Annotated in this window: 23 protein-coding genes; 17 read left to right on the forward strand and 6 right to left on the reverse strand. The window is 70.2% G+C overall.

Translation table 11 applies throughout. From position 1 onward, the window contains the following. Nucleotides 1-5: 5 nt before the first annotated feature. Nucleotides 6-371, reverse strand: coding sequence for a hypothetical protein (locus tag IPL40_02925; GenBank protein ID MBK8480120.1), 366 nt, complete (start codon nucleotides 369-371; stop codon nucleotides 6-8). Between the two features lie 104 nt (nucleotides 372-475). Then, the gene (locus IPL40_02930) at nucleotides 476-919 is read right to left on the reverse strand and encodes a hypothetical protein (GenBank protein ID MBK8480121.1); all 444 of its coding nucleotides are present in this window, start codon (nucleotides 917-919) and stop codon (nucleotides 476-478) included. A gap of 576 nt (nucleotides 920-1,495) precedes the next feature. On the opposite strand from IPL40_02930, the gene IPL40_02935 reads away from it, so the two are divergent. The 8 genes from IPL40_02935 (at nucleotide 1,496) to IPL40_02970 (ending at nucleotide 11,986) form a co-directional block, all read left to right on the forward strand. Further along, a complete protein-coding gene (locus tag IPL40_02935; GenBank protein ID MBK8480122.1) occupies nucleotides 1,496-1,765 on the forward strand; it encodes a septum formation initiator family protein in 270 nt (89 codons plus the stop codon). Between the two features lie 18 nt (nucleotides 1,766-1,783). Continuing rightward, nucleotides 1,784-4,072: a sensor domain-containing diguanylate cyclase gene (locus tag IPL40_02940; GenBank protein MBK8480123.1), complete on the forward strand. Its 2,289-nt coding sequence runs from the start codon at nucleotides 1,784-1,786 to the stop codon at nucleotides 4,070-4,072. A gap of 110 nt (nucleotides 4,073-4,182) precedes the next feature. Beyond that, on the forward strand, nucleotides 4,183-5,181 hold the full coding sequence (locus IPL40_02945; GenBank protein MBK8480124.1) for a tyrosine recombinase XerC: 999 nt from the start codon (nucleotides 4,183-4,185) through the stop codon (nucleotides 5,179-5,181). Next, nucleotides 5,181-5,771, forward strand: a complete 591-nt coding sequence (gene hslV, locus IPL40_02950; protein ID MBK8480125.1) for an ATP-dependent protease subunit HslV — start codon at nucleotides 5,181-5,183, stop codon at nucleotides 5,769-5,771. The genes IPL40_02945 and hslV overlap by 1 nt, the downstream gene beginning before the upstream one ends. Nucleotides 5,772-5,791: 20 nt before the next feature. Continuing rightward, the gene (gene hslU, locus IPL40_02955; GenBank protein MBK8480126.1) at nucleotides 5,792-7,159 is read left to right on the forward strand and encodes an ATP-dependent protease ATPase subunit HslU; all 1,368 of its coding nucleotides are present in this window, start codon (nucleotides 5,792-5,794) and stop codon (nucleotides 7,157-7,159) included. Between the two features lie 133 nt (nucleotides 7,160-7,292). After that, nucleotides 7,293-8,894, forward strand: coding sequence for a DnaJ domain-containing protein (locus IPL40_02960; GenBank protein ID MBK8480127.1), 1,602 nt, complete (start codon nucleotides 7,293-7,295; stop codon nucleotides 8,892-8,894). A gap of 65 nt (nucleotides 8,895-8,959) precedes the next feature. Continuing rightward, complete coding sequence (dnaK, locus tag IPL40_02965; protein ID MBK8480128.1) at nucleotides 8,960-10,789, forward strand: molecular chaperone DnaK; 1,830 nt, start codon at nucleotides 8,960-8,962, stop codon at nucleotides 10,787-10,789. A gap of 213 nt (nucleotides 10,790-11,002) precedes the next feature. Then, nucleotides 11,003-11,986 carry a hypothetical protein gene (locus tag IPL40_02970; protein ID MBK8480129.1) on the forward strand — a complete coding sequence of 328 codons (984 nt, stop codon included), beginning with the start codon at nucleotides 11,003-11,005 and terminating at the stop codon, nucleotides 11,984-11,986. A 110-nt stretch (nucleotides 11,987-12,096) separates the two neighbouring features. On the opposite strand, the gene ysxC is transcribed toward IPL40_02970, so the two are convergent. Beyond that, nucleotides 12,097-12,765 carry a ribosome biogenesis GTP-binding protein YsxC gene (ysxC, locus tag IPL40_02975; protein ID MBK8480130.1) on the reverse strand — a complete coding sequence of 223 codons (669 nt, stop codon included), beginning with the start codon at nucleotides 12,763-12,765 and terminating at the stop codon, nucleotides 12,097-12,099. 200 nt (nucleotides 12,766-12,965) lie between these two features. On the opposite strand from ysxC, the gene IPL40_02980 reads away from it, so the two are divergent. Then, on the forward strand, nucleotides 12,966-13,622 hold the full coding sequence (locus IPL40_02980) for a dephospho-CoA kinase (GenBank protein MBK8480131.1): 657 nt from the start codon (nucleotides 12,966-12,968) through the stop codon (nucleotides 13,620-13,622). On the opposite strand, the gene IPL40_02985 is transcribed toward IPL40_02980, so the two are convergent. Continuing rightward, entirely contained in the window at nucleotides 13,619-14,101 is a 483-nt protein-coding gene (locus tag IPL40_02985; GenBank protein ID MBK8480132.1) for a GNAT family N-acetyltransferase, read from the reverse strand. The two genes, IPL40_02980 and IPL40_02985, sit on opposite strands and share 4 nt — an antisense overlap. Nucleotides 14,102-14,296: 195 nt before the next feature. Here IPL40_02985 and IPL40_02990 point away from each other — a divergent pair, with 195 nt between their 5' ends. The 8 genes from IPL40_02990 (at nucleotide 14,297) to IPL40_03025 (ending at nucleotide 22,751) form a co-directional block, all read left to right on the forward strand. Then, nucleotides 14,297-14,635: a P-II family nitrogen regulator gene (locus IPL40_02990; protein ID MBK8480133.1), complete on the forward strand. Its 339-nt coding sequence runs from the start codon at nucleotides 14,297-14,299 to the stop codon at nucleotides 14,633-14,635. A gap of 184 nt (nucleotides 14,636-14,819) precedes the next feature. Further along, entirely contained in the window at nucleotides 14,820-15,689 is an 870-nt protein-coding gene (psd, locus tag IPL40_02995; GenBank protein ID MBK8480134.1) for a phosphatidylserine decarboxylase, read from the forward strand. Next, nucleotides 15,686-17,149 (forward strand): methyltransferase domain-containing protein, encoded by a 1,464-nt coding sequence (locus IPL40_03000; GenBank protein ID MBK8480135.1) that lies wholly within the window; start codon nucleotides 15,686-15,688, stop codon nucleotides 17,147-17,149. Before psd ends, IPL40_03000 begins: the two co-directional genes overlap by 4 nt. A 209-nt stretch (nucleotides 17,150-17,358) precedes the next feature. Further along, a complete protein-coding gene (locus IPL40_03005; GenBank protein ID MBK8480136.1) occupies nucleotides 17,359-18,582 on the forward strand; it encodes a hypothetical protein in 1,224 nt (407 codons plus the stop codon). Nucleotides 18,583-18,681: 99 nt separating this feature from the next. Then, the gene (gene lpxK, locus IPL40_03010; GenBank protein ID MBK8480137.1) at nucleotides 18,682-19,761 is read left to right on the forward strand and encodes a tetraacyldisaccharide 4'-kinase; all 1,080 of its coding nucleotides are present in this window, start codon (nucleotides 18,682-18,684) and stop codon (nucleotides 19,759-19,761) included. 5 nt (nucleotides 19,762-19,766) lie between these two features. Further along, entirely contained in the window at nucleotides 19,767-20,654 is an 888-nt protein-coding gene (locus tag IPL40_03015; protein ID MBK8480138.1) for a lysophospholipid acyltransferase family protein, read from the forward strand. 503 nt (nucleotides 20,655-21,157) lie between these two features. Further along, nucleotides 21,158-22,321, forward strand: coding sequence for a sigma-70 family RNA polymerase sigma factor (locus IPL40_03020; GenBank protein ID MBK8480139.1), 1,164 nt, complete (start codon nucleotides 21,158-21,160; stop codon nucleotides 22,319-22,321). A 76-nt stretch (nucleotides 22,322-22,397) separates the two neighbouring features. Then, a complete protein-coding gene (locus tag IPL40_03025) occupies nucleotides 22,398-22,751 on the forward strand; it encodes an IPT/TIG domain-containing protein (GenBank protein MBK8480140.1) in 354 nt (117 codons plus the stop codon). 48 nt (nucleotides 22,752-22,799) lie between these two features. On the opposite strand, the gene IPL40_03030 is transcribed toward IPL40_03025, so the two are convergent. Both IPL40_03030 and IPL40_03035 read right to left on the reverse strand, forming a co-directional pair. Further along, nucleotides 22,800-23,837 (reverse strand): FHA domain-containing protein, encoded by a 1,038-nt coding sequence (locus IPL40_03030; GenBank protein ID MBK8480141.1) that lies wholly within the window; start codon nucleotides 23,835-23,837, stop codon nucleotides 22,800-22,802. Between the two features lie 24 nt (nucleotides 23,838-23,861). Continuing rightward, nucleotides 23,862-24,662, reverse strand: coding sequence for an FHA domain-containing protein (locus tag IPL40_03035; protein ID MBK8480142.1), 801 nt, complete (start codon nucleotides 24,660-24,662; stop codon nucleotides 23,862-23,864). Nucleotides 24,663-24,725: the final 63 nt, after the last annotated feature.

Below are 24,725 nucleotides of genomic sequence, written 5' to 3' on the forward strand. Positions count from 1 at the left end.
GTGCGTTAGTCCTTTGCCCGCAGGCGCCCGACTTGGGCGGCCAGCGTGGGATCTTCGTCGAGGAGTCGCTGCAGTGCTTCGTGGAGCTTGGCCTGCGCCGCCGGTGGCAGCCCGGCCGTGCGCGTGCTGACCACCTTGTCGACCAACAGCCCGATCGCCTCGCGCCGTCCGATTTCGCCCGAGCGAATACGAGCCGCGATGCCCGCCCACTCGGCCCCGCGCGTCCCGGCCACCGGGTCCTGCGCCGTGGCGTGGCTCGCAAGCTGCTCCGCGAAGGGCCGCTCCGCTGGCCCGACCGCGCCGGCGGAAGGTGCGCGCACGGGCGGAAGCGGAGGCGTGGTGGGTGGTTTGGGACCGCCGATACGCATCATGATTGCCTCCACGACTCTTACCACTCACCGCGCGTCCGCACCATCCCGCTCGTCGTCGCGCCGGCCAGGGCTCTGCTGGGAGGGAGAGCGGCGAGGCTGGGACCTCAGGAGCGGATATTGCCGATCGCCGCTTTGGTGGTTTCGTGGCGCGCCTTCATCACGTTGGAGACCAACGCGATCTGGCGGCCTTCACGCTGGATCTGGTCCTGGAGGGCGAGGAGCTGCAGGTCATCGGTGACGCGGGACCCAAGCTGGCCGCCGCCGATGACGCCGACGCTGCCGAGGCTGCCCACGCTGCCCACGCTACCCACGCCACCTACGCTGCCCACGCCGCCGCCCGCGAGCGGCGTTCCGGCGCTGTCGAAGGCGGTCGCCGCGCCGACGGTATCGCTGCCCACGCGGCTGATGGCCGCCGAAAGCGTGGGCAGGCCGACCATCCGGGTGGCGGCCGCTGCCCCCGCGAGCAGCACCCGTGACCCCTCGGCGAGGGCGAGCTTGAAGCCCGAGGGCGTCGAGGGCGTCTGGCGTTCACGACGCCAATCGACCATTAGATTCTCCGTGCTTCCGCCGGTCGGAGAGGCACTGGCGGACCTCCCGCTGGCAAGGACGGTGTCGGAAAGAGCGCTGGCGCTTGGGATCGTGCTGGCCGGAACGGTGCTAGCCGAACTGCTGATCATTAGGCCGCTCATTTGCTTCCTCTCATTCGTTTGGCTCTCATTTGTCTGGCTCCTGTTGGCGTGACCGGCGGCATTATCGGCCGGTCGAGGCGCAGGTTGCGCCTGCGCTCTGCTCCTTGGTGCCGAAGAAAGGGGGGGGTGCGCCGGCGCGCCATCGCTGATGGCCTACGGCCTCCCACTTCACCCGACAGGAGTCAGTTTTTTTGCAGCCGCGGCCCGGTCCCTATAATCGACCGAGCGGCTTGGCCCGCTGTGGCCCGTTGCAGTAGGCGCAGCGACGGGGGCGGCGACGCGCGGGTGAGGAGCGGAGACGTGGCCCCAGTGGAGGACCCAGTGCTGGCCCCAACAGAGGACCCAGTGGTGGAAACGCAGGGCGTAGGGCGGAGAGCGGCGGGCCGCGCTGCACCTCGAGCGGAGCGAGGGGCGCGTCGAAGCGCTCGACGCTGGGTGTTGCGGCTCTCGCTCGCCGGGCTGCTTGCGGTGGCGCTCGGCTATGCGCCGCTGCCCTTTGCCGCCTCGGTCGGCGTCGGGCAGGTCCTGCAGCAGCGCCGGGAGTTGCGGGCGATCGTCGAGGGTAACGTCGAGCTCGCCGGCGAAAACCGCCGCCTCCTACGCGAGATTGAGCAGCTGCGCCGCGATCCGAGGGCCATCGAGCGCGCCGCACGGGACGATCTTGGCCTGGTCGGCACGACGGATCTCGTGCTTGAGCTCGAGTAACGAGCGGAGCTGGCAGTCGTGAGCTACCTGCTGATGGTGCTCGACAGCCTCTGGCGCCTGGTGCAGCGGCGACTCGCCTTGCTCGCCGCGTGCGCCGGCGTGCTCTTGCTCCACGCGGGGCACCTGGAGCCCGTGAGCCCCCTGGGTCCGCGCTGGCCGGCAATGGCGGCCCTCGCCGGTCTCGCCGCGGTGCTGGCCTGGCGCGTGCTCGCGGGCTGGCCCGGCCACGCTTCGCTCTTTTCGACCCAGCTCCAACGCGCCGAGCTCGGCCTGCTCCTCCTCGTCCTGGTGCATGCCCTGGTGCAGCTCGCTGGGGGACCGCGCTCGGCCGCGCAGCCCCTCGTCTACGTCAGCGTGATCTTCCTGGTCGGGTTCAATGCACGGCTGACGGCTGCAGTGCTGACGCTGGCCGCGCTCGGCCTCCAGGCTCTCCTCGCCGGCGCCTTCGAGGGGCAAGGTGCGGTCGTCTGGCGCGAGCTGCTCTGGCGCGAGGGCAGCGTCTTGGCGTTCGCGCTCGCCAGCAAGCTCTTCCTGCAGCTCGAGGTCGTGACGCGTCGCCGCGAGCATGAACGCCGACTGGCCGAAGAGGTGCGCGCCATGCGCGACGAGGCACGCGACTTCCGGCTGGTGCGCGCCTCCCTCTCCTCGGGTCAGGTCCAGGAGCGCCCGCAGGAGGAGGCCAAGCTGGCGCGCGGCGCGCTCGACTCGATACACCACTCGATGTACTTCGTCCTCGATTCGCTCAAGCGATCGCTCGATCTCCAGACCTGCATCTTGCTCTGGTTGGATGCCGGCGGGCGCCAGCTCCGGATCAAGGAGATGATCTCGGACAGCAACCTCGTGCAGGAGACGCCGATCCCCGCCGCGGTCGGCGCGCTGGGCGGTGTCGTCAAGAATCGCCTCATGATCAACCTGCGCTCGCCGCGGCTGGGGGTGCGCGGCGTGCCCTACTACAGCGGCGCCGAGCGCGTGGGTGCCTTCGCCGGTGTCCCGGTGCTGGAGAACGGCCACCTGCGTGGGGTGCTCTGCGCCGACCGACGGAGCGAGGCGCCCTTCACGCCGCAGGACGAGCAGCTCCTGTTGCAGGCGACCGAGCAGGTGTTGCGCGCGATTCAGACCGAGCGCGCCCTCGCGGCCGTCGAGCGCTCGAAGTACGAGCACGAGCGCTTTCATCGCGCATCGACGCTGCTCAACGCCGCGCTGACGCTCGAGCAGGTCTACGCCACCGCCTTCGCCGCGGCCCGCGAGGTCGCGCTCTTCGACTTGGCGGCGATCACGCTCTATGACCCGGAGCGCCGCAAGCACACCATCTGTCGCGTGGAGGAGACGAGCACCGCGCCGAAGAGCGAAGCGAGCGCTGAAACGCCGACTCGGGCAGCCAGTGGGAACGCGCGGCTGCAGGGGGTCGAGTTTGGCGAGAACACGGGCCTGGTGGCGATGGTGGTCAAGAACAAGCACTTCCTGCCGGCCGGCGGCGAGCTGCGTGAGGGCGAGATGCCCGTCTTCACGCGCAAGCTCGATCTTCGCGGCGTGCGCTCGTTGATCGTGATGCCCTTGATCGTCAAGGACCAGGCGGTGGGGACCTTCACGCTCGCCGCCAAGGCGCCGCAGCGCTATCCCAAGCATATGCGCGAGATGCTGGGCGTGATCACCAACCAGGTGGCCGTGGCGATCGAGAACGCGAAGATGTACGAGCGGATGGAGGAGCTGGCGACGACCGACGGGCTGACCGCGCTGCCCAACCACCGGACCTTCCAGGCGCGCTTCGCCGAGATGCTCGCGCGCGCCGAGCGCCATGGAAAGCCGGTTTCGCTGGTGCTGACCGACGTCGACAAGTTCAAGGGCATCAACGACACCTACGGCCATCCCGTCGGCGATGAGGTGCTGAGGCGCGTGGCCGCGACGCTGGCCGCGCACGCGCGCAAGGTCGATCTGGTGGCGCGCTATGGCGGCGAGGAGTTCGCCATCGTGCTCGAGGAGACCGGCAGCAGCGGCGCGCGCCTGCTCTGCGAGCGGGTGCGGCAGGCGATAGCGGACGAGGTGCTGGTGTCGGAGAAGGGCAACTTCGGGGTCACGATTTCGCTCGGCGTGGCGACCTATCCGGACGACGGCCTGCAGAAACAGCAGCTGATCGAGCGCGCCGACCAGGCGCTCTACCATGCCAAGCACGGCGGTCGTAATCGCACCGTCTGCCATGGGGACATGCGGCGTCCGGCGGCGCTGGGGCGCGCCAGCGCCGCGGAGCGCGGGGGTGTGACGGGGCCCGCGTCGGCGGAGGCGCTGCTGGCCAGCGGCGCCGCTCGCTGAGGGCGCCCCGAGCGCGGGGCCCCGCCGACAGGCGTGACAGTGTCGCTGAGCGTTGACATCGCGGGCCCGCCGACTTGCCGCCGACGGCTGGCGCTCGCTATGCTGCCGGCATGCGGCAGCAGATTGAGCACTTTCTCAGCAGCCTCGAGCACGAACGCCGCCTCTCGCCGCATACGGTGCGGGCCTATCGCAGCGACCTCGAGCAGTTCCTCGGCTTCGCGGAGGATCGCTTCGGCCGGCCGCTGACGCCGGCTGACTTCGACCTGCCTGCGCTGCGGGGCTTCGTCGCCGCGCTCTTTCCCACCTGCGACAGCGCGAGCGTCGCGCGCAAGCTGAGCTGCCTGCGCAGCCTGGGCGCCTATCTCGTGCGCCGGCGCTCGCGGGCGGACAATCCGGCCCGCTTGATCAGTCTGCCGAAGCGCCGTCAGGTGCTGCCCCGCGTGCTTGATGTCGACGAGACCTTTCGCCTGATCGACGCGGCGCGCGCCGATGGCGCGGCGGGCAGCCGTGACCATGCCCTCGTCGAGCTGCTCTATGGCAGCGGGGTGCGCGTGGCGGAGCTCTGCGCCGTCGACCTCTGCGATCTCGACCTCCCGCGCGACGAGCGGGCCCCCGGCGTGATGCGGGTGCGTCACGGCAAGGGCGACCGCGAGCGGCTGGTGCCCTTCGGCAGCGCCGCGCGGCGCGCGCTCGAGCTCTATCTGCAGCGGCGCGCCGAGCTCGGTCACGGCGCTCTGGGGGCGGCGTCGCCGGCGCTTTGGCTCAACAGCCGGGGCGGGCGGCTCGGTGTGCGCAGCGTCGCGCGGATCGTGGCGCGCGCGAGCCAGCAGGCGATGAACCGCACGCCGGCCAGCCCCCACACGCTCCGGCACTCCTGCGCCACCCATCTGCTCGACGCGGGGGCGGGCTTGCGGACGATCCAGGAGATCCTCGGGCATGCGAGCCTGCAGACCACGCAGCGCTATACGCATGTCAGTGTCGACCACCTGCTGGAGGTCTACGATCGCGCACACCCACGCGCGCGCCGGCCAGCGGGGCGAACGCAGGGAGCGACGACGAGGTTGCCCGCACTTGCAGCGGAGCCAGCGACGGCGCAGAGGAGGCGATGATGGGCAGGGTTGGGGGCATCCAGCGCGAGCGCGCGCGGCTAGAGGAGCGAGGTGGCCTGCGGATTCGCAGCACGACGGTGCTCGCGGTCAAGCACCAAGGGGCGGTGGTGCTCGCGGCCGACGGCCAGGTGACCCTCAACGGCACCGTGGTCAAGAACGGCGCGCGCAAGGTGCGGCGGCTGGGTGATGGTCGGGCACTCGCGGGGTTTGCCGGATCGGCAGCCGACGGCATCACGCTCCTCGAGCGCTTCGAGGCCAAGCTCGAGGCGTCGGATTACAACCTGCGACGTGCGGCGGTCGAGCTGGCGAAGGATTGGCGCACCGATAAGCTGTTGCGGCGCTTGGAGGCGCTGATGATCGTCGCCGATCGGGCCGACATCTTCCTGATCTCCGGCACCGGCGATGTGATCCAGCCTGACGACGGCGCGCTCGGTATCGGCTCCGGCGGCGCCTATGCGCTCGCCGCCGCGCGGGCGTTGATGCAGCACAGCACGCTCGGCGCGCGCGCCATCGCCGAGGCCGCGTTGGGCATCGCGGCCGGCATTTGTATCTACACCAACCACGAGCTGACCGTAGAGGAGCTGTCGTGAAGCCAGTCGAAGCGCCGCGCGTGGCCGAGCTGACGCCGCGCGCCATTGTCGCGCAACTTGATCGCTACATCATCGGCCAGCAGGAGGCGAAGCGCGCGGTGGCGATTGCGCTGCGCAACCGTTGGCGCCGCCAGCAGGTCCCCTTGCCGCTGCGCGACGAGATCTATCCGAAGAACATCATCATGATCGGGCCGACCGGCGTCGGTAAGACAGAGATCGCGCGCCGTCTGGCGCGCTTGGTCCAGGCGCCCTTCGTCAAGGTCGAGGCGACGAAGTTCACGGAGGTCGGCTACGTCGGTCGTGATGTCGAGTCGATCATTCGCGACCTGACGGAGATCGGCGTCAACATGGTCAAGGCCGAGGAGCGTGAGCGCGTGCGCGAGCGGGCACGGGAGCACGCCGAGCGCCGGCTCCTCGAGCTGCTGCTGCCGGATCCGCCAGCCCTTGCCCGTGGCGACGACCCGCCTGCCGCGGGCGCCCGCCCGGCCGACGCGTCCTCCGTCGCTCCCTCGCGCGAGCGCCTACGGGAGCTGCTGCGCGCGGGCAAGCTCGCTGAGCGCGAGGTCGAGATCGACGCGCAGGATCGCACGATGCCGGTGTTCGAGAACTTCAGCCAGGCCGGCATGGAGGAGATGGTCGTCAATATCTCGGACATGTTCGGCGGGGCCTTCCCGCGGCGGACCAAGCGCCGCCGCGTCAAGCTTCCGGAGGCGCTGCAGCTGCTGGAGGAGGAAGAGGCGAGCAAGCTGATCGACGGCGACCAGGTGGTCAAGGAGGCGATCGCGCGCGTCGAGAACGCCGGCTTGGTCTTCATCGATGAGATCGACAAGGTCACGGGGCGCCAGGGCGGTGGCGCGGGCGGCCCCGACGTCAGTCGCGAGGGCGTGCAACGCGACCTGCTTCCGGTGGTCGAGGGGTCGACGGTCAGCACCAAGTACGGTCCCGTGCGAACGGACCACATTCTCTTCATCGCCTCGGGCGCCTTCACCGTCGCCAAGCCCTCGGACCTGATTCCGGAGCTGCAGGGTCGTTTCCCGATACGCGTCGAGCTGAAGGCGCTGACCGAGGCCGACTTCGTGCGCATCCTCACCGAGCCGAAGAATGCGCTCTGCGCGCAATATGTCGCGCTGATGGCGGCCGAGCAGGTCGAGCTCGAGTTCCAGCCCGACGCGGTCGCCGAGGTGGCGCGAATCGCTGCCGAGGTCAATCGCGCGCTCGAGAACATCGGCGCGCGCAGGCTGCATACGGTGATCGAGAAGCTGCTCGACGAGCTGAGCTTCTCGGCGCCTGAGATCGGGCCGCAGCGGGTGCCGATCACCGGCGCCTACGTGCGCGAGCGGCTCGACCAGGTGCTGAGTCGGGAGGATCTCTCGCGCTTCATCCTCTAGCGCGAGCCGATCGCCGGGCCCTTGCTGGGCCCGCCCAGGATCGAGCGAAACGTGTACTGAGCGCGTAGCCCTGCGTTATAGTGCCGATCGTGTGTGGGGTGTGCAGGGATTCACGCCTTCGTAGGCAGGGTGGATGGACACGCAGGCCGATCCAATTGCCCGCAAAGACAGCCCGGTAGAGATCGCTCCGCGCCTCGACCTCTCGGCGGCGCGGCTGTCGGCGCAGGAGGGCTTCGTGCTCTCCCGGATCGCCGGCGAGACCACGATTCGTTTGCTCTGCGATGCGACCGGCCTCGGGGATGCGGCGACGGTCGCCGTGCTGCGCACGCTCTACGACAAGGGACTCGTCATCGTCGATGGCCAGCGGGCGAGGCCGGTTGCGCGGCCCCAACCCGCGGCGAAGGCGGCGGTGTCGCCCGAGGCAGTCAGCGCGGCGGTAGCGGTGAAGGAGCGCGTGGAGCTCGATCCGCGTGACCTGGCGGAGGTGGACGCTGAGGAGTCGCGCGGCATCGAGCTCAAGCGCGAGCTGCGGCTGCGCCTGAGGAGCGTGCGGCGGCGGCTCAAGGCGATGAGCTTCTTCGAGCTGCTCGGGTTAGCCCCCGAGGCTGACCTCAAGGCCCTCAGGCGGGCCTACTTCGAGCGCAGCAAGGAGTTCCATCCAGACCGCTACTACACCAAGAACCTCGGCCCCTACAAAGAGATGCTGGCCGAGATTTTCCGCCAGACCAAGGCTGCCTACGAGTACCTCCAGGATGACGACAAGCGCGCGGCCTACCGCGTGCTCGTGCTGGCTCAGCACGAAGAGGAGCAGCTCGAGCAGCAGGTGCGACGTCAGAGCGCCGAGGCGCTGGAGGCCGTGCCGACCGCGCCCGCAGCGGCGCAGTTCGGCGCGGCGCTTGGTGCCGAGGGCAGCGCCGAGCAGGCCGCCTCGCCGCGGGCAGAGCCGCTTCCGGTGGCCTCGCTCCCGCCGCGCGAGCGTCGCGCTACGGCAGGCCAGGCGCTCTTCCGGCGCCAGCTGCGCGAGCGACTCGGAACGGCGCCGATCCCCGTCGCGGCGCGATCGCCGACCGCGTCCTCTGGAGCGGGGGCCACCGGAGGCCCGGGGAGCGCTGCCGGTGAGCCCGTGCCTCCCGATAGCGCCGAGCGCGCGCTCCGTCGCGACCGCGATCAACTGCGGCAGCAGCGACATCGGCAGCAGCGCGTCGCCGGCACGCTGGGCGGTGCGAAGAATAAGGCGCAGGAGTACTTCGAGCAGGGGCTCAAGCAGCTCGAGGAGGGCAAGCTGCTCGCCGCGGCCGCAAGCCTCAAGTTGGCTGCGAGCTTCGACCCGGAGAACCTCGACTACCTTCGGCGCAGCGAGGCCGTGGGTCGGGAGGCGCGCGCGTCGACGGCCGACGGCTATTTCAAGCGCGCCTTGCTCGAGGAACAGGTCGGACGCACCGAGACGGCGGCGCTCTACTTCCAGCGAGCCGCCGACGCCTCCGGCGCGGCGCTCCACCTTCAGCGCGCGGCGGAGGGCTTCCTGTGGCTCGATGATTTGAAGAACGCAAGGGAATATGCTACCAAGGCGCTACAAGCTGAGCCAAATTCCGTTGATGCACGCATCGTGCTCGCGCGCGTGTTGCTGGCCGGTGGCCTCAAGCAGCACGCGCGTCGCGAGGTCGACCTCGCGCTGAAGATCGAGCCGGGCCACCCCGCGGCCAAGGAACTGTTGAAGCGTGTGAAGAAGGCCTGACCGCCGGGCGGGTCTCCAGCAGCGGCACGACAATGATCAACTCCAGTCAGTGAAACGGGAAGACGATGGAGAAGGTAATCGGTATCGATCTCGGCACGACGAACTCGTGCGTGGCCATCGTTGAGGATGGGGCGCCGACGGTGATCCCCAACCGGGGAGGCTATCGCACGACGCCCTCGATGGTGGCCTTGGCCGAGAACGGCAAGCGGCTCGTGGGGCACATTGCCAAGCGCCAGGCGATTACCAACGCCGAGAACACTGTCTACGCCGTGAAGCGTCTGATCGGACGCAAGTGGGCCGACGCCTCGGTGACCGCGGCGCGCGAGAGCGTGCCCTACAGCATCATCGAGGGGCCGCATAACGACGTCCGCATCGAGCTGCGCGAGAAGGTCTTCTCGGCGCCTGAGATCTCCGCCTACATCCTGCAAGAGATGAAGCTCGTCGCGCAGGAGTACCTCGGCGAGGACGTCCTCAAGGCTGTCGTTACCGTCCCAGCCTACTTCAACGATGGCCAGCGGCAGGCGACCAAGGACGCTGGACGGATCGCCGGGCTGGACGTCATCCGCATCATCAACGAACCGACCGCCGCAGCGCTGGCCTACGGCTTTGGCAAGAACCTGGAGCGCAAGGTCGCGATCTTCGACCTCGGCGGTGGGACCTTCGACATCTCGATCCTTGAGATCGGCAACGGCGTGTTCGAGGTGATCAGCACCGCCGGCGACACGCTGCTCGGCGGCGAAGACTTCGACCGGCGGATCATCGACTGGTTGGTCTTCGGCTTCGCCAAGGAGCATAAGATCGACCTGCGCAAGGACAAGATGGCGCTGCAGCGGCTGAAGGACGTCGCCGAGAAGGCGAAGTGCGAGCTGAGCGCCGTCAAAGAGACCGAGATCAACCTGCCCTTCATCATCAGCACCGCCAGCAACGAACCCCTGCATCTGCAGCGCACCTTGACCCGCGAGAAGCTCGATGAGCTGACCGTCGATCTCGTCGAGCGCACGATTCACATCTGCAAGAAGACGCTGCGAGAGGCCAATATCGATCGGTCGGAGCTGGAGGATGTGATTCTCGTCGGTGGCCAGACGCGCATGCCGAAGGTGCAGGAGATGGTCGCCGAGTTCTTCGGCCTCGATCCGTGCAAGGGCGTGCACCCCGACGAGGTGGTCGGGCTCGGCGCGGCGATCCAGGGCGCGGCGCTGCTCGAGGAGGACAGCGAGATGCTGCTGCTCGACGTGACGCCGCACTCGTTGGGCATCATGATCGTCGGCGGGCTCTTGCATAAGCTGATCGAGCAGAACACGACGGTGCCGACCAGCAAGAGCCATATCTTCACCACGATCAAGGACAACCAGACCTCGGTGAAGATCCTCGTGCTCCAGGGTGAGGCTGAGCGCGCCGAGGAGAACGAGCTGCTCGGCGAGTTCATCCTCACGGGGCTGCGACGTGCCCTCAAGGGCGAGGTCGAGATCGAGGTGACCTTCGAGATCAGCGCCGACGGCATCGTCGCTGTTCACGCGAAGGACCTCGAGACGGGGCAGCAGCAGAGCATCACCGTCACGGCGACGAGCGGCCTCACGGAGGACGAGATCCGACGCATGGTCGACGAGAACAAGGACTACTTGGTCGAGCTGCGTGATAACGAAGAGATCGAGCGCGAGAAGCAGGCGCTGCAGAAGGTCATCGACGAGGCGGAGCGACTCTTCCCCGACGTCGACGCGGTCATCGCGGGCAGCGATTTCGGCAAGGATGCCATGTCCAAGGCCCGCGTCGTGCTCGATCGCGCGAAGGGGGCGGTCGTGACGCGCGAGCGCAAGGCGATGAGCGAGGCGCGCGAGGCGCTTGATCGCACGCTCAACATGTTTCGGGGCGTCGTGTCGCGCAGCCGCGCCAGCTGAGGCTGTGGCCGGCTGAAGCTGGTCGGATAGCTCTTTGTTGCGTCTTTATTCGGAGGCCGTCGGCGCGATGCGTTGGCGTGGCAAAGCAGGCGAGCGCGGCGAGGGCGAGCCTCGCCGTCGTGCTTGGGGCCCACTGGTCTTGCCAGCGTGGCCCGCGCGCCACCTTCGCCGACTACTGCAGCCTGTCGGCGGCCAGAGCGTCACGAGGGACGCATGACTGACGGCCCGGCGAAGGCCGCGCGCCTCGTCGAAGAGGGGCTGCGGCTCTACAGCGCAGGTCGGATGGATCAAGCCTTGCGCTGCTGGCAGGAAGCCCTGCGCAGCGAGCCGCAGCATCAGCTGGCGCGCCAATACATCGATTATGTGGAGACGCACCGCCGGGCGCTCGACCAGGCCTTCGGCGGCGGCGGCGGCAGCGGCGCAAAGGGCAGCCCCGGCCCAGCGGCGCGGTCGCCGACCTCGGGCGCCGGCGCGCGTCGATCGGCGCCGGGCCTGCCACGGCTCCGCGTGCCGCCTGTGACCGTGGCTCCGCCCGAGCCGGAGCCCGCGTTTGGCGACGGACCAAACTACGAGCTGGCGACCGATGCCGCGACCCCGGCGACGATGGCGCCGCAGCGACGGACGGCGGAGCGCCTGCTGGTGGGGGCCAGCGATCCCGCTGCGCCGCTGGTGCTGGACTGGGGCGCCGATCTCCCGACCTGTGAGGTGCAACCGCACGACGAGGCGGCCCGTTTGGCGCGTGAATGGGTGGCGGAGGTCTCGGCTGGCGGGACGCCGGGCGGACGGGCGGTGGCGCCGGTGGCGCCGGTGGCGCCCGATGCGGCGAGCCCCGTCGAAGTCGCGCGGGCGCATGTCGCTGCGGGCGAGCTCGAGGCCGCCCTACCGATCTTGGAGGGTATCGCGGCGCAGGGCGCGGGCGACGCCGCCAGCGCTGAGCTGCTCGCGCGCTGTCGGCAGGAGCTGGTCCGCCAGTACGAGCGTGTGCTGGTGGACCTCCACGCCGTCCCCGCGTTGCAGGTGCCGCCGCAGCAGGTCCTGTGGCAGAAGCTCGACCATCGGGCCGGCTTCATCCTCTCGCGCGTCGATGGGGTGTTGAGCTACGAGGACATTCTCGATATCTCAGGCATGAGTCACTTCGAGGCCTGTCGTATCCTGGCGCAGCTCGTGGTTCAGGGCGTGATCGCGGCGTCGCGCTAGGTCGCCGACCGGCTGGCGCTAGGTTGGCGACTGGCTCGCCTGCGTTAACGCGCAGCCGCGGAGCCAATCGGCAGTCGCCAATAGGCAGTCGCCCGTGCGGGCACGCCCCTTCAGGCGGCGCCACCCGCGGTGCTGGCCCTCGTCTCGTCCGTCGCCGCCGCCGGCGCGGCGAGCTCGAGCTCGCGCAGCAGCACGCGGCGTAGCTCGGCGATGCTCTCCCGCAGGGTGACCGAGCAAGCCAGCGGTGGTCGTGGGAGCGAGAGCGCTCGTTGAGCCTGCGTGGCTGCGGCGAAGCGCTGGGCCTTGCTCAGCTTGTCCGCCTTGGTCAGGACCGTCAGCGTGCGGCGCTGCCGCAGGGCACACCACTCGAGCAGGTCGTGCTCCTCCTGCGCCGGCGCTCGACGAATATCGATCAGCAGCAGCACCAGGCTGAGCTGCGGACGCTCCTCGATGTAGGTCGAGATCAGGCCACCCCATTGCCCGCGCAGGCGTTGCGGTACACGTGCCCAGCCGTAGCCCGGCAGATCGACCAGATGAAAGCGGCGCTCGCGCAGCGCGAGCTGAACCGCGAAGTAGACGATCTGGCGCGTGCGGCCGGGCGTTCCTGAGCTGTGCGCCAGGCGATGTCGCCCGGTCAGCGCGTTGATCAGCGCGGACTTGCCGCAGTTGGAGCGGCCAGCGATGGCCACCTCTGGGAGCGCGCTATCGGGGAACTGGGCGGCCTTGCCGCAGGCGATGACGAAGTCAGCGGTCGTCGCGGGTGGTAGCGGATCAGTCATGTCGCGCGAACTCCGCGCCGGCGTCGCTGCGAGTCGCAGCGTCCACCGGTGGCGACGCGGACTGTCGCCGAGCTGCGCCACAAGGGCAAGGCTCTCGCGCTCGAGCGCCGCCGGCTGAGGCGCTGGCGGGTGACCGACCCCGACCGCGGATCGCAGCGTCCCGCGTCGCGACAGGAGCATTAGATCGACCGGCTGCTATGATGCGCGGCGTGGAAGACGGTGCCGCGCAGCGCGGATGGGCTCGGCCGTGGGTGATCGGCCTGACCGGTGGTATCGCCGCGGGCAAGAGCACCGTGGCGGCGATGCTGAGGGAGCTCGGCGCGGCTGTGGTCGACGCCGATGCGCTGGCGCACGACGTTGTGGCGCCGGGGACCGCGGTGTTCGCAGCGGTGGTCGGCGCCTTCGGGCGCGACGTCGTCGCCGCCTCGGGAGCGCTCGACCGCGCCGCGCTGGCGCAGCGTGTCTTCGGCGAGCCAGCTGCTCGGGGTCGGCTGGAGGCCATCGTGCACCCAGCCATCGCCCGGGCCGCCCGGGACGCGATCAGCGCGCTGGCGCGCCTGGGGGCGCGACGGGTGGTCTACGATGCCGCGTTGCTCGTAGAAACCGGACGCCACCGCGAGGTGGATCTGCTGATCGTGGTGGTGGCCGACGATCGGCGTCGCCTGCGGCGCTTGCGGCGCCGCGACGGCCTGGGCGCGGGCGCGGCAGCGGCGCGACTCGCGGCCCAGCTTCCGCAGCAGCAGAAACGAGCGCTGGCCGATTTCGTGATCGACAACTCCGGCGCGCGGCGCGCGACGCGGCGCCAGGTGCGAGCGCTGTGGACGGCGATCGAAGCGGCGACGGCGGCGCCGCCCTAAGGCAGTGGGCTCAGCTCGACGGTCAGCAGCAGCGCGTCGTCGCCGTCGGCGTAGTAGCCTCGCCTGTGCCCGACGATCGCGCCGCCCAGCGATTGATAGAGCGCGAGAGCGCCCTGCTTGCGCGCGCCAACCTCGAGCAGCAGACAGCGTCGCCCCGCCGCTCGGCCGCTCGCCAGCGCTCGTTCGAGCAGGGCGCGCGCGAGCCCCTCGCGCCGCCGCTCCGGGGCCACCGCAATCCGCTGCAGGTGCAGCTCATCGGCGACGTGCCAGAGCAGGCAATAGGCGAGGACCCCGGCGTGCCCTTGCGCGTCGTCGCCAGCGCCGAGGGCGACGAGGGTCTCGCTCAAGGGCCGCTCGAGCTCCGCGCGCCAGCTCTCGGCGTCCCAAGCTGGATCGAAGCAAAGGGCGTCGATGGCGGCGATGCCGACGACGTCGGAGGCCCTGCCACGGCGCACGAGGATGGGCGGCGTGGGGCTCATGCGCGGTGGGTTCCGTGCTGGGCGCGAAGCCTGGCAGCGGGTCGCGCGCCGCGGCGAGCCAAGGGCGCGGGCGTGAGGTTCGCTTGAAGCCGGCCGCGGGCCTTGGTATGAGATGGACAGCGCGGCAGCGCGCGGGTCGGCTCGGTGGGCGGGTGGAGCCGCTGCGGTGAGGCCGGCGAGAAAGCGAGAGCGACGGTGAAGAAGATCGAAGCGGTGGTGCGGCCCTTCAAGCTTGACGAGGTCAAAGAGAGCCTCAGCGATCTCGGCGTCCAGGGGATGACGGTAACTGAGGTCAAGGGCTTCGGGCGCACCGGCGGCAAGATGGAAGTCTATCGCGGATCGGCCTATGTCGTGGACTTCGTACCCAAGGTCAAGGTCGAGGTCGTGGTCGTCGACACGCTGGTCGCGCAGGTCGTCGAGGCGTTGATCGGCGCCGCGCGCACGGGCCGCATCGGGGACGGGAAGATCTTCGTCACGCCCGTCGAAGAGGCCGTGCGGATCCGTACGGGCGAGACCGGCGAGCAGGCGCTATAGCCGTCCCCACGAGCGCCCTGAGGGCCTTCGCCGAGGGCCAGGGCTCCGCGGCTTCCCGCTTCGGCGCCGCCGGGGGCGCCGCGCTCGGTTTTCGGCTTGGTTTGACCCCGCGCATCCACCTTCCTATAATGACTGGCCAATTCCTGGCGGATCCGGTCGGCGGGTGGCTGGTCTGAGCAATGCGATGAAGGACAACGGATCGGTACTTGCGGCGCTCTTGGAGCGCGCGCCGCTGGCCTTGTATACGCGCTTGCTCGGGCGGCTCGCGGCGATCCCGCTGCCGCCGCCGCTACGCCAGCCGATCTTGCGTCGCTTCGCCGCGCGGCTGGGCATCGACGCAGCGGAGGCTGAGCTGCCGCTCGATCAATATGCTTCAGTGGGCGAGTTCTTCGCACGGCGCCTGCGCGCGGGCGCGCGAGCCGTCGATCCCCGGGCGACGACCTTGGTCTCGCCGGTGGACGGCACGGTGACGGCCTGCGGTACGGTGCGGGGCTCCCGCCTGCTGCAGGCGAAGGGCATCGACTACGAGGTGTCCGAGCTGCTGGGCGACGCGCGCCTCGCTGCGCGCTTCGAGGGTGGCGTCTACCTCACGATCTACCTCCATCCACGCGACTACCATCGGATCCATGCGCCGGTCGCGGGATCGCTGCGGACGCTGCGGCGGATCGCCGGCGCGCTGCTGCCGGTACAGCATTGGGTGGTCGACCGCGTGCCTGGGCTCTTCGTGCGCAATGAGCGCCTGGTCTTCGAGCTGGCTGGGGCGCTCGGTCCGCTGGCCCTGGTCTGCGTCGGGGCTGCGGGCGTCGGCCTCATTACGACGACGGTGCCGGAGGGTCCCGGGTCGTTCACCGTCTTCACGCGACCGCTGGAGGTCGACAAAGGGCAGGAGCTGGCGGCCTTCCGCCTCGGCTCGACGGTGATCTTGTTGGCCGCTGCCGACCGGACGGGGCTGCTCGTGGCCCGTGGGGACGTCGTGCGGATGGGCCAGGCGGTCGCGCAGGGTGGCGTGGAGCCGAGCCCCGTGGCGGCGCCCGAGGAGCGAGCGCAACGATGACGAAGGGCGGCGATACCTTCGACGAGGGCGCGCCTCCCGTCGACCTCGGGTCGGCCGCCGTCGCCGCTGCCGAGCCCCTCGACCCGGTCAGCGAGCCCGACATCGTGGTGGACCTCCCGGGGACGTTGACGGCCCCGGCGGCGCTCGCCGGCGACTTGGAGGCGGGTGAAGAGCCTCGTGCGGAGGAGTTCGATGCCTCCCGCCGGATGGCGCTCCTGGTGGCCGCGCTGCACCGGCAGGGGTCGGAGGGGGAGGCGGCGTCAGTGCAGCAACTCGACGCGGCTGAGTCCGACGAGGTCGCGGGCGACGCCGACGTGGTGGCCCGCCCTGGGTTGGGGCTCGCCGAGCAGGAGCTCAGCGGCGACGACATGGAGGACATGGAGGACATGCCGACCCCTCCGCCCCTCCCGGAGCTCGAGCTCGATGCCAACCTCTCGCCCTGGGGCGTCGCGTCGCTCGGGGCGACGGCGGGGGAGGTGCGCCTCCCGCTCGCCGAGGCCCGGCTGGCGCAGGCTCCTGAGGATGGGGTCATCACCTCGGCGCCACCCGACTCGCTGCCTGGTGTCGCGCCGGACGACGCGCCCTTCCAGGGGCCTACTGCTGCCCCGCATGGAGCGGGCGCCGCCGAGCCGACGGCCGGCGGCCTAGCGCGCGAGGCGCAGCGTCGCAGCGAGCCGACCGCGCCGATTCGGGCGGCCGGGGCGCCCAGCAAGGCGTGGTTCGAGGTCATCTTCGACGAGGACTACCTGCGGACGCTACCGTCGCTGACGTCGGCCTCCACCCGCAGCGAGGTCGATTTCCTCGAGCGCGCCCTGCACCCCGCCAAGGAGGCGGAGATCATCGACCTCGGATGCGGCGTCGGTCGGCACGCGGTGGAGCTGGCATCCCGGGGCTACTCGAAGGTCACCGCCTTCGATCTCTCCCTGCCGCTGCTGATCCGCGGGGCGGACGAATCGCAGCGACGCGGCCTCAAGGTCAACTTCGTCCATGGCGACTTCCGCGAGATGGACCAGCAGGAAAAATTCGAGTGCGCTTACTGCCTGAACACCAGCTTCGGCTTCTTTGACGACGAAACGAACCGCCGGGTGCTGCAGTCGATGCGGCGAGCGTTGCGGGTTGGCGGACGGCTGCTGCTCGAGGTTGTCAATCGCGATTACATCAGCCGTGGCCTGCCTGCTCGCCTCGGCTGGGAGGGGGATGGCTGCCTGGTACTGGAGGAGGTTGATTTCAACTTCTACACCAGCCGACTGCATAACCGTCGCGCCGTGGTGTTCATGGACGGGCGCCATATCGAGCACGTGATCTCGATTCGCTGTTACAGCCTTCATGAGCTGGGCAAGCTGCTCCATCACGCCGGGTTTCGGGTGCTCGATGTTTCGGGCCACTGGGCCCATCGAGGGCGCTTCTTTGGCAACGACTCGGCGGCGCTGATCGTCCTCGCCGAGCGCCGCGGCGACTAGTCCGCTCGGCCGATGGAACCTCGCGCTGCGGAGCTGGACCCGGCGAGCACCGCTCCGGAGGAGTGCCCGCAGTGACTGAGGGTGACGGTGTGTTTGCTGCTGTGCGGGGCGCTGGAAACCCCAGCCGGCGGCAGCGCGCATGCGTGCGGACGATCGGCGCGCGGGTCGGGCGATGGGTGTACGAGGCTCTGTTCGGGTCGCTACTGCCCGTGTTCCTGCCGCTCCTGGCGCTCCACCCGCGCCTGCGTGGCGGCCTGGCGCAGCGGCTGGGCTGGGGTTGGCCCCCGCCGCCGGTTGATGGTCGGCCGGGGCCCGTCTGGTTTCACGGCGCCAGCGCCGGTGACCTCAGGGCCCTGCTGCCGCTGCTGCTGGGGCTACGCACCGGTGGCACGCGGGTCGTGGCCTCGTGCTTCACCCGCAGCGCCAGCGAGTTCCTCGGCGCGCAGGGCGATGCCGTGCCGCTGCTGCGCGCGCCGCTCGATTTGCGCTGGCCCGTGCGCCGGGCCCTCGACGCCATCGCGCCACGGCTGGTGGTGATCGAAGGCCTGGAGCTCTGGCCGACTTGGATCGCGGCTTGCGCCCAGCGCGGGATCGCCTGCGCGATCGTCAACGGGCGTATGTCTCCGCGCAGCCTGCGCTGGTACCGGCGCTTCGCGTTCCTCTTTCGCCCCCGCTTCGCTGCGCTCCGCCTGGTGGTGGCCGTGACCGCCGCAGATGCCGCGCGCTTCGTCGCCGCCGGCGTGCCGGCCGCACGCCTCCGCATCAACTCGAGCAGCAAGCACGCGGCCTGCGGTCCAGTCGCGCGCCTCGACCCTGCTCCCCCGCGGTCGCCGGGCGCCAACGGCGCGCAACGGCTGGTGCTCGGTAGTCTCCACCTCGCCGAGCTGAGACAGCTCCTTCCCGAGCTCGGGCGCTTGCTCAGCCGCTGGCCGCGCCTCGAGATCGATATCTTCCCGCGCTACGTGCATCAGACTGATCGGCTGCTGCGGCTGCTGAAGGCGAGCGGTCTGCCCTGCTCTCGCGCCGACCAAAGCAACCCGGGATCGTCGCGCGCGGGATCGTCGCGCGCGCGGGTCATCGTCGATGGCACGATGGGCAGGTTGGCCCGATGCTACCGCGGTGCGGTCGCTGCCTTCGTCGGCGGCAGCCTCGTGCCCCGTGGCGGCCACAACCTGATCGAACCGGCCGTGCACGGGGTGCCTGTCCTGCACGGGCCGCATGTCGAACACTGCGTGGCGGAGGCCGCGCTGCTGGCCAAACGCGGTGGGAGCACCCGGGTCGGTGACGCCGCGCACTTCGGGCAGGCTGTCGATCGCTTACTCCTCGACCCTGCGGTCGCCGAGCTGGCCGGGCGCGCGGCGCGCTCCGCCGCGCGACAGCTTCAGCTCGACGCCGAGCGGGTGGCGCTCGTGCTCGCGCCGCTGGTGCAGTAGATCGAGGGATCAGCCACCGTCATCGTGGCGGCGCCTGCACCCAGCTGCGGGGCTCCCTTCGACCCCCCTCAACGATCGCGAAGGATGGTGGGCCCGAGCATGTCACTTCCCTCGAGCGCGCCGTCGCCGCTGCTGGGCCTCCTGCGACCCCTGGGAGGCGTGCTTGGCGCCGTCAGCGCCCTGCGTCGCGCGGCCTATCGCAGCGGCTGGTGCGCTGCTCACGACGTCGGCGTGCCCGTGGTCTCGGTGGGGGCCTTGACCTGCGGCGGCAGCGGCAAGACGCCGATCGCGGCGTGGATCGCCGAGCGACTGCTGCGCGACGGGCTGCGCGTCGGGGTGGTGCTCGGGGGCTATCGCGGCGCGGCCGCAGGGCGGGTGCTTCGCGTCCGGGACGCGGAGGCCGGGGCCGCGCGCTGGTACGGTGACGAGCCGGTTTGGATGGCCCGTCGGCTGCCGCAGGCTGTCGTCGTGCGCGGGCCCGACAAGCGAGGCGCGGCCGCGCTCGCGGTCCGAGAGGGCGCGCAGGTGGTCGTGGTGGACGACGGCTTCCAGCACCTGCGCCTGCACCGTGCGCTCGACGTGGTGATGTTCGACGAGGATGGGCCCTCCCCGCCGATCCCCGCCGGTCGCGGCCGGGAGTGGGCCTGGAGCGCAGGGGCCGCGGGCCTGCGCTGGTGGCACGGGCGGGCCGGTGGGTCCCCGCAGGACTTCGACCGCTTCCGGCGAGGCAGGGGCGCTTCGTGCGCGATCGCCTCGCGCTATCAGCCGCAGGGCCTCGTCGGCCGTGACGGCGTGCTGCTGGGCCTCGCGACGCAGCTGCGAGGCGCGCGCGTGTTTGTCCTGGCCGGCGTCGCACGCCCCTGGGCCTTCCTCGCGTTGCTTCGGCGCTGTGGTGCCACGGTCGTCGGGCAGGCGCTGGCTCAGGACCACCGGCTCTGGCCGGCAAGGGCCTGGCGTCGAGCTGCGGCGTCGGGCGCGGACCTGCTCGTGTGCACGGAGAAGGACCTCGTGCGCGCAGAAATGTGGCCTGCCGCTGCGGCGCTCGTGGCGCTGCGCTGCGCGGTCGAGATCCTGTACGGTGAAGCGGCGGTGGAGCGGGCGCTGCGTCAATTGGTGAGCGCGCGCACCGAGGACGGGATTCTTGCGCAGGCGCCGCGCTGCGGCGTCGGGCGGAGCTGACTACGGTGTGGGGCGCGATCGCCTGGATGTGCTGCCGGCTCTCGCGGCGCGGGGCGGAACGGCTCGGCGCGCTGATCGGCGCGTTCTTCGGCGCCGGGTTGCGCTGGCGACGGGGCGTGGTGCTGGCGAACCTGCGCGCGGCCTTTCCGCAGCAGTCGCCGGCCGCGCTGCGCGCGCTGACGCGCGGCGTCTATGCTCATCTTGGGGCGGCCGCCGTCGCGCTCTTCCGACTGCCCCTGCTGACCCCGGGGGCCGCCGAGGCGCTGCTGGGTTCCGCGGCGCTCTTGGAGCTGCGCAGCCTGCTGGCGAACGGGCGTGGCGTCATCGTCCTCAGCGCTCATCTGGGGTATTGGGATCTGCTGGCCTGCGCTGCAGCCCAGGCTGGAATGCCGGTCAACGTGGTCACGCGGCGCTTGCGCGACGGCGGGCTCAATCGCTGGTGGATGGGTCAGCGCGCCAGCTGCGGCGTGCGCCTGTGGCCGGCGCGGGGCTCGGCCCTCGGCCTGGCGCAGTGCCTGCGGCGCGGTGAGATCGTGGCGATGGTCCTCGACCAGCATGAGCCCGGTGGTGCAGTGGTGCCCTTCTTCGGGCGGCCCGCGGCCACGCCCAGAGGCCTCGCTCAACTCGCGCGGCTGAGTGGCGCGCCGGTGGTGCCGGCCTTCCTCGTGCGCCGCGCTGCCGGTCCCGAAGTGGAGCTGCTTCCCCCGCTCCACTTCGCTTCGACGCCGGATCCCGCGGGTGCCGGTGGGCCAGCGACGCGCGAGGCGCGGCGACGCGCCGACGACTGTTTTACCGCTGAGCTGACGCGCATCCTCGAAGCGCAGGTGAGGCGGTTTCCCGACCAATGGTTTTGGGTCCACCGGCGCTGGAAGGTCCCCCTCGCGCCCGGCTGATCCCGCCCTTGCCCTGCGAGCATTAGATCCGATCGCCTGCGTGCAGCGTATGCCCCTGCATGCCGCTGGAGCGGCGGGGCAGTGGTTCCGCCGCGTTGGGCGCGCCCACGCGGGGACCCACGCGCCGCTCAGGAACGCGGAGGAATAGACAGCGTCTCGCGCTGGTTGGCCTTTCTGGGATAGGCAAAATGGTACCTGTATGGTCTGGTATGGGCTAGGGTGGGGGACCAGAGGGAACCATCATCGAGAGCAAGAGGCTCTTTCGGAGCTAGGCAATGGGCAGACAGGGAGAAAAGAGAAACCTCGTCGCCGCGAGTCGGGACGATGAATCCTCGCCGGATTTGGCGGTCGTCGGTGACTTCGAGGCAAGCGCCGCGCTCGAGTCCGAAGCCGAGGAGCCGCCAACGGAAGCGGCGCCGTCGCCTGAGCCGGGGGTCGCCCAGGCCCCCAGCCGTGTCGCGACACCCGCCTCGGAGAACTTCCTTGGACGATATTTCAAGGAGATGTCATCGCTTTCCGTGTTGAAACCTGAGGAGGAGCTTGAGGCCGCGCGGCGTATCGAGCACCTCGAGGTCGATCTCTGGGCCCATATCCTCAGCTGCCCCCTGGTCGTCGAGTCGGTGCTCGCGGCCGTCGAAGAGGCCCAGGCGCCCGGTGTTCAGATCGAAGGCGCCGTGGCGCTCCGCAGGGCCGCGCGAGCAGCCCGTGCCCCCGCCGTCTCGACGCTGGCGCGGCGGCGCTATGGCGACCTCGCCTACGCCGTCGGGCGGCGGCTGCACGACAGTGACGTCGATCGCCAGCTGCTCTTCGCCGTGCTCGCCGCGCTGCAGCAGGAGGCAGCACCGAGGGGCGCGAGCGCGCGGCCGCGGGCGCGCGGCGCAAGCCGCAGCAAGGCGCCACCGCGGGCGGTGCAAAACTACCTGCGCGAGGTCGACGACAAGTTCTCGCGCTCACAGCGGGCCCGCAACGAATTCGTCAAGGCCAACCTGCGTCTCGTCGTCAGCATCGCGCGTCGCTTCAACTATGGGCGGATGCCGCTGGGGGACCTGATCCAGGAAGGAAACATGGGGCTCATCAAGGCGGTGGAGCGCTTCGACTACCGGCGCGGCTACCGCTTCAGTACCTACGCGAGCTGGTGGATCCGCCACGCGATCAGTCGCGCGCTGGCCGATAAGGGGCGGGCGGTCCGCTTGCCCGTCCACATGGTCGATGCGCACCACAAGGTTTCGCGCACGCGGCGCGAGCTCAGCAGCAAACTGGGGCGGCAGCCGACGAGCGAGGAGATCGCGAAGGAGTCGGGAATCGCCTTCGATAAGGTCAGTCGGCTCGACAGCTATCTGATGGACCAGCCGGTGTCGCTCGACCGCGAGATCGGCGGTGACGACGGCAGGAAGTTCATCGACCTGATCCAGGACGAGGATGCGGTGTCGCCCTCGGAGAGCGTGATGCTGCAGACGATGAGCGCCCGCGTGCTCGAGCTGCTCAAGGAGCTCAAACCGATCGAGGCCGATATCCTGCGCCGCCGCTTCGGGTTGCTCGATGACCGGGAGCTGACCCTGAAGGAGATCGGAGAGGACTACAAACTCTCACGCGAGCGGATTCGGCAGCTCCAGGAGCAGGCCCTGGGCAAGATTCGCGTGGCGCTCGAGCGTCAAGACCTCTGCTGAGGGCAGCCGAGCATCGTGCTAGCATCGGGCTCCATTACCGTTTCCTCCGCCGTGGGGTGGGATGGGGAGGCCGACGATGCCGCTGTACTTCGCCTGCCGAAGGCCTCGCTTGGTGGTCTGCGGGGGACTGCTGCTGGGCTTGGCGGTGGTGGCCTGCGCCCCCGCGGCGACGCGCATCGAGCGGGCCGATCCGCCCTTTGGCAGCGTTGGTGGCAACGACGACGTGCTCCTGACCGGCAGCGGCTTCGCGGGAAGCGTGAGCGTTCAGTTCCATAAGCGGTCGGCGAAGACCGTAATCGTCGAGTCGAGCGAGCGAATTCGCGTCAAGACCCCTCCGGGGCCCGAGGGCCGCGTGGATGTCGTGCTCACCGATGAAGCTGGTCGGACCGTCGTGCTCCGGTCCGGCTTCACCTATCGCAAGGAACTCTGAGCGTCGCAGACTGGAGGCGGAACGACTGGGCGCGACGACTGGGCGCGACTAGGCGGTCTCGATGCGGAAGAGCTGCTGCCCGAGGAGCAGCAGCGTGCCGTAGGGCACCGTGCGTGGCGCGCGCAGCCGGATGAAGGTGCCGTTGGAGCTGCCGAGGTCCACGAGGCAAACGCGCCCGTCCTCGGTCAGCATCACCTTCGCGTGCATCGCGGAGACGTAACCGTCATCGGAAAAGAGGATGTCGCCGCGTTCGCGGCCGAGCGCCATTTCGTCGCCCATCAGCGGGAAGGCGCCCCCATCGCTAGCGGACCCCGTCAGCAAGCTGAGTCGGCCCCAGTAGCCGGGGTTGGGGCTGCCGAGCACCTCGGTGCCATCCGCTGTCGGCGCTGGCTCGCCGATGGCGTCGAAGCGCAGCAGCTCCTGCCCGACCCGGAAGATATCGCCGCTGCGCAGCCGCTCCTCGGCGACGATCCGGACAAAGACCCCATTCAGACTGCCGGTGTCCTCGACGAGGATCGCGGGTCCTTCGCGGTGCAGCCGCACGTGCTGCGGGCCGAGGTAGTGGTCGCCGGCGAAGGGCGGCCCCGAGTCGCGGCCGATCGTCACGCTGCTGGTCTTGAAGACGACGCTGTCGCCTTCGCTGCCGTCCGGCCGGATCAGCGCCAGGCGTCCGACCGAGCCGTTGGGCTCAGCGCCTTGGCTCGGGTCGGCCCCGGCCGCGCTGACGCGGCGCAAGCCCGGCGCCGAGGGGTGCCCGGCTGGCGCCGCGTGCAGTCGGGCGCCACAGCCGCCGCAGAAGGCGAAGGGGGCCGGGTTGGTCTGGCCACAGCCGGGGCAGGTCACCACGCGGCTCGCCTCCGCGACGAGCGGCGCTCCAGCTTGAGGCGCGCCCGCAGCAGGTGGCGCTCCAGTAGGTGGCGCTCCCGTAAGGGCGCTTGGCGTCAGCGGTGACTCGCCCGGCGGCAGCGTCGGCGCCTCTGCCTCGCCCCGCGTCAGCGGTGCAGCCTGCCCCAGCTCGGCACCACATCCGAGGCAGAAGCGGAAGTGAACCTGGTTGTCGCGACCGCACCGCGGACAGACGATCAAGGGAGCACTCCTTCGCCGCCGGCGTCAGGTGATCTCGACGCGCAGCAACTGCTGACCGAGAAATACGTAGTCGCCGTGGGTGAGCTGGTAGGGCTGATCGATGCGGACGAAGGTGCCGTTCTTCGAGCGCAGGTCAGTGAGGGTGTAGCCTTCGGCGTCGACAGCGATCGCAGCGTGGTGACCCGAGATGAAGGGGTCATCCGGGAAATTGATGTCGTTGCCCTCGCGGCCGAGGCTGACGCTCTGGGTCGGCGCCCGAAAGACCATGCCGACCGCGCCGCCGCGGAGGAGTTGTATCAACTTGAAGAAGCCCGGCCGTCGCGGGCTGGTATAGAGGTGGGTGCCTGCGGCATCCGTCTCGGCGTGGCCCTCGTTGGGGCTGATCTCGCCCAGCTCGATCAGCTGCTCCCCCACGAGCAGGCGGGTTCCGGGCTCGATGGGGACCGCGTCGTGAATGCGGACGAAGACGCCGTTGACGCTGCCTTCGTCGCGCACGCAGAGCACGCCGTCACGGTAGAAGAACGAGGCGTGGCAAGGTGAGAGGAAGGGGTCGTCGGGGAAGCGGATCTCCCCCTCGGCGCGCCCCGTCAGGTGTTCGTCGGCGTTGAGCAGATAGGAGACGCCGTCGAGTCCTTCGCCCTTGATCAGGATCAGCTTCGCGCGATTCGGTTGCTGCATCGCGCCGAAGTAGAGCGTGCGGGCGCCGGCCGCCGGCTCCTGCTGCGCCGGTGCGCCGCCCACGTTGGCGCCGCAGTTGCCGCAGAAGCGAAACCCCGGCGGGTTGTCGTGGCCGCAGCTCGGACAGGTCATGGGCGAATCACTCATGGCAGCGCTCGGAATCACTCAGCAGCAGGTTAGCGGACGGCAGTGTCCGGCTCCGGCCCAGTT

Source organism: Pseudomonadota bacterium (assembly GCA_016711215.1).
Taxonomy (GTDB): domain Bacteria; phylum Myxococcota_A; class Polyangia.

Bases quoted from the DNA above. Each gene is read 5' to 3' on its own strand.
- IPL40_03000 (MBK8480135.1), top strand. From the start codon at position 15,686: ATGACGAAGGGCGGCGATACCTTCGACGAGGGCGCGCCTCCCGTCGAC.
- IPL40_02980 (MBK8480131.1), top strand. From the start codon at position 12,966: ATGCGCGGCGTGGAAGACGGTGCCGCGCAGCGCGGATGGGCTCGGCCG.
- IPL40_03020 (MBK8480139.1), top strand. From the start codon at position 21,158: ATGTCATCGCTTTCCGTGTTGAAACCTGAGGAGGAGCTTGAGGCCGCG.
- ysxC (MBK8480130.1), bottom strand. From the start codon at position 12,765: ATGACTGATCCGCTACCACCCGCGACGACCGCTGACTTCGTCATCGCC.
- IPL40_02930 (MBK8480121.1), bottom strand. From the start codon at position 919: ATGGTCGATTGGCGTCGTGAACGCCAGACGCCCTCGACGCCCTCGGGC.
- hslV (MBK8480125.1), top strand. From the start codon at position 5,181: ATGGGCAGGGTTGGGGGCATCCAGCGCGAGCGCGCGCGGCTAGAGGAG.
- IPL40_03025 (MBK8480140.1), top strand. From the start codon at position 22,398: ATGCCGCTGTACTTCGCCTGCCGAAGGCCTCGCTTGGTGGTCTGCGGG.
- IPL40_02945 (MBK8480124.1), top strand. From the start codon at position 4,183: ATGCGGCAGCAGATTGAGCACTTTCTCAGCAGCCTCGAGCACGAACGC.
- psd (MBK8480134.1), top strand. From the start codon at position 14,820: ATGAAGGACAACGGATCGGTACTTGCGGCGCTCTTGGAGCGCGCGCCG.
- IPL40_02925 (MBK8480120.1), bottom strand. From the start codon at position 371: ATGATGCGTATCGGCGGTCCCAAACCACCCACCACGCCTCCGCTTCCG.
- dnaK (MBK8480128.1), top strand. From the start codon at position 8,960: ATGGAGAAGGTAATCGGTATCGATCTCGGCACGACGAACTCGTGCGTG.
- IPL40_02985 (MBK8480132.1), bottom strand. From the start codon at position 14,101: ATGAGCCCCACGCCGCCCATCCTCGTGCGCCGTGGCAGGGCCTCCGAC.
- IPL40_02960 (MBK8480127.1), top strand. From the start codon at position 7,293: ATGGACACGCAGGCCGATCCAATTGCCCGCAAAGACAGCCCGGTAGAG.
- IPL40_02970 (MBK8480129.1), top strand. From the start codon at position 11,003: ATGACTGACGGCCCGGCGAAGGCCGCGCGCCTCGTCGAAGAGGGGCTG.
- lpxK (MBK8480137.1), top strand. From the start codon at position 18,682: ATGTCACTTCCCTCGAGCGCGCCGTCGCCGCTGCTGGGCCTCCTGCGA.
- IPL40_03035 (MBK8480142.1), bottom strand. From the start codon at position 24,662: ATGAGTGATTCGCCCATGACCTGTCCGAGCTGCGGCCACGACAACCCG.